The following is a 3,106-nucleotide window of genomic DNA, read 5'->3' as shown; positions in this document are numbered from 1 at the left end:
GGCTTTGGGGGCGGGCGTTGTCATGACTTCAGCTCTTCGCCATGGCCTGCGCGAAAAATCCTCGCACGAGCGCGTGGCAGAACGGTGGCACGAGTTCGCCGTGGTACTTCATCTCCCAGTTCTGGCCGGCCTTGAGCTTGGCCAGCTGGAATGCGTCGTAGATGTCGCCGGCGGCCTTGCCTGCCGGCAGGGTGGCGCGGGTCTCGAGGTCCCAGGTGGGCACGGTGAGTCCGCGCGTGGCGAAGTCGTCGCGCATGCTGGTGGTGTTCGAGTAGTACACCGTCGGGTCGTCCATGCCGCCGCACAGGGCCACGGGTGCCTTCGGCGTCCAGCCCAGCAAGGTGTTCCTGGCCAGCGCCGCGCGGAAGTTCGAGGTCGGGTAGGCATTGCGGAAGCTGTCGGTGAGCAGTCCTCCCGGCCCGAACAGCAGGCGGAAGGTCGGGTCGTCGGGCAGCGAGCCGTTGGCGATCAGCGTCGCGACCGGCGTGTCGGTCGGGAAGATGGTCGGTGCGGTCTGGTCGAAGGGCGCCTGGTAGACGTCCGAGGGTTGCACGTACATGCCGCCGTAGGCGTTCTGGTAGCTGCGCATCAGGTAGGGCATGAACAGCACCCCGCCGATATCGACGGCGCCGCTCGGCGAGGTGATGTCGTCGCCGAACTGCACGAGGTCGTAGGGCCCCGACATGGTGCCGGCCGCGGTCACGGTGAACTCGCCCGCATGGTCGCGCTCGAGCACCTTGTGGGTGGCCATGGCCACGTGGCCGCCTTGCGAATAGCCGGCGATGAAGAGCTGCTTCGAGGCCTCGGCCTTGCCGTCCGAGCTCACCTGCGCCAGGCCGGCGCGCAGGCCGTCGATCATGTCGTTGGCCTGCACCTCGGCGTCGAGGTAGGGGTGATAGCTCAGGCTCGACGTGTCGTAGCCCAGGTAGTTGGGCATCACGACGATGTAGCCGTGCGCCGCGTAGTAGGCCTCCACCATCATCGCCTCGGGCGTCTTCCTGGGGTCGGCCGCGTTGTAGCTCTTGAGCGTGGTGGTGCCGTGCGCATAGAGCAGCACGGGCCGCGGGCCGGTGCAGTCGGCGCTGCTGCCGGTCGGCACCATCAGCGCCGTGGTCGCGGTCGCTGGGGCGCCCTGGGGGTCGAGCGTGGAATAGGTCAGGTGCTGCACCGTCACGCCGCAGATCGCGGCGTCGGCGCGGCTTTCCACGGCGCCGATGCGCATGTCGCCGGCAGCGGGCGTGCTGCCCGACGCGGACGTGGTCAGGCTCTGCATGGCGCTGTCGACATCGGCGGTGCTGTGCTGCTGCGTGACCTTGCTGGCGATGACCGCGCCCCTGGGTGTCGAGCCGACCGTGCCGGGCGCGGGCGCGGGCGCGCGCGTCGATGCGGCGATCGCAGCGGACACCGCATAGAAGTTGGCGTTGTCGCCACCGCCGCCACCGCAGGCGCCAAGTGCGAGTGTCGCGATCAGGGCCAGAGTGAGGCCGCAGGCGTGGGTACGTTTCATGGCTTGCTTGCTTGCTTGAATGGAATCGAACGGAATCGAATGGATGGGATGGATGGATGCCGGGCGAATCACAGGCGTGATCGCTCTGGCATGCGTCGATCGTAGGAATCGACGGGCGCGCGCGATGGTCTGTGAGTCCTATTGCATGACTGCACGTCCCTGCACGTCCCGTGCACATCGCTCCACTTCATTGCAGGCGGTGCTACTTCAGTCCACTGCCTTGCACGCACGCCGCACGCCGCACCCCGCACTCGCAAATGCACGATGCATTGAGATGCACGAGCAAAACTTGGGATTCAAGAGCCACGCGCGAAGACATCGAACTTCTATCGTCGATGCGTGAACACCAACACCATCCCTTCATCGTCTCGCGAGCCCGCCCTGGCGGCCACGCGCCTCTCCACCGTCGATCGCAGCGTCGCTGCGCGACCCCGCGGCTTCGCAACGCGCAAGCTCGTCGCAGCGCTGGGTCGATCCGCGCTCTCATTGCAAGTAGGCACCGTCGCGCTGTCCTTGATGGCGCCGCTCGCCTTCGCCGACAGCGGTCCGGCCTGCAACGCGGCGGCAGCCGGCGCCTGCCAGATCATCTACAACGACAGCGGCAACTCCGCGAACCACGGCGACACGGGCGTTTCTCCGCCGTCGATCACGAGCACCTTCACCAACACGCAGACGTTGACCGGCGTGAACGGCCCGAGCGGCTGGGGTGCCATCCAGCTCGAGACCATGGCGGGCAGCGGCGGTGCGGCCGACAGCGACGGCGGGCACGGCGGCGCGGGCGGCATGGGCAGCAACGTGACGGCCACGGTCGGCGCCGGCGTGACGGCCCAGGGCATCAACAGCGGCGGCATCCTGCGCTTCACCGCGCAAGGCGGTACCGGGGCGCCGGGCCAGGGCGACCACGTCGGCAATCCCGGCGTCGGCGGCGTCGGCGGTGGCGGCGGTGCGGTGTGGGTCCAGATGGATGGCACCGTCACGTCGAAAGACGCCGGATCGCCGGGGCTGTACATGCAGTCTCTGGGCGGCACCTCGGCCATGAGCGGCAAGGGTGGCAGCGACGGTTTCTTCGGCCCTCTGTCGGGCAACGCCGGCGGCAGCAATTCGGTGACGGCGAACATCGGCGGACGCATCGACACCGTGGGCACGGGCGCGTCGATCAACGGCATCGGCGGCGCCGGCGGCGACGGCGTGGGCGACAGCGGCGGCCTTTCCGAATCCGAAGCCAGGGCGGGCGGCAACGGCGGCAGCTCGGTGTACGCCGTGCAAGCCACCGTGACGGGCAGTATCCAGTCATCCGCCGGCGACGGCATCGACGTGCTGGCGGCCGGCGGCGCGGGCGGGCAGGGCGGCACGGCGCACAGCGCGCCCGACTCGTCCACGGGCGGTGCCGGCGGCGCCGGCGGTTCGGCGCCCACTGCGCAGCTGACGATCTCGGGGCAGGTGGGCGGTGCGCTGCAGGGCGCTTCCGTGGCCAGCAGCGGCGGCGCGGGCGGCGCTGCGGGCGGTGCGGGCGATTCGACCGCATCGGGGGGCGGTGCCGGCGGCGCCGGCGGCAATGGCGGGCCGGCGACGCTGACGCTGCAGGCAGGTGCCCGATTG

Annotated in this window: 1 protein-coding gene and 1 pseudogene; one reads left to right on the top strand and one right to left on the bottom strand. The window is 69.7% G+C overall.

Features of this window, described 5'->3' with window-relative positions; translation table 11 throughout:
• Positions 1 to 28 precede the first annotated feature (28 nt).
• Positions 29 to 1,507, bottom strand: a complete 1,479-nt coding sequence (locus B0W80_RS33880; RefSeq protein WP_143684912.1) for a S9 family peptidase — start codon at positions 1,505 to 1,507, stop codon at positions 29 to 31.
• 339 nt (positions 1,508 to 1,846) lie between these two features.
• Between B0W80_RS33880 and B0W80_RS35825 the strand changes: the two are divergent.
• Positions 1,847 to 3,106 (top strand): annotated as a pseudogene (locus B0W80_RS35825) (hypothetical protein); the annotation flags it as partial.

Source organism: Variovorax sp. KK3 (genome assembly GCF_001984055.1).
Classification (GTDB): Bacteria; Pseudomonadota; Gammaproteobacteria; order Burkholderiales; family Burkholderiaceae_C; genus Variovorax.
This window is presented reverse-complemented; position numbering and strand designations above follow the sequence as displayed.

Excerpts from the sequence above, each read along its gene's own strand:
- B0W80_RS33880 (WP_143684912.1), bottom strand. The coding sequence starts at position 1,507 with ATGAAACGTACCCACGCCTGCGGCCTCACTCTGGCCCTGATCGCGACA.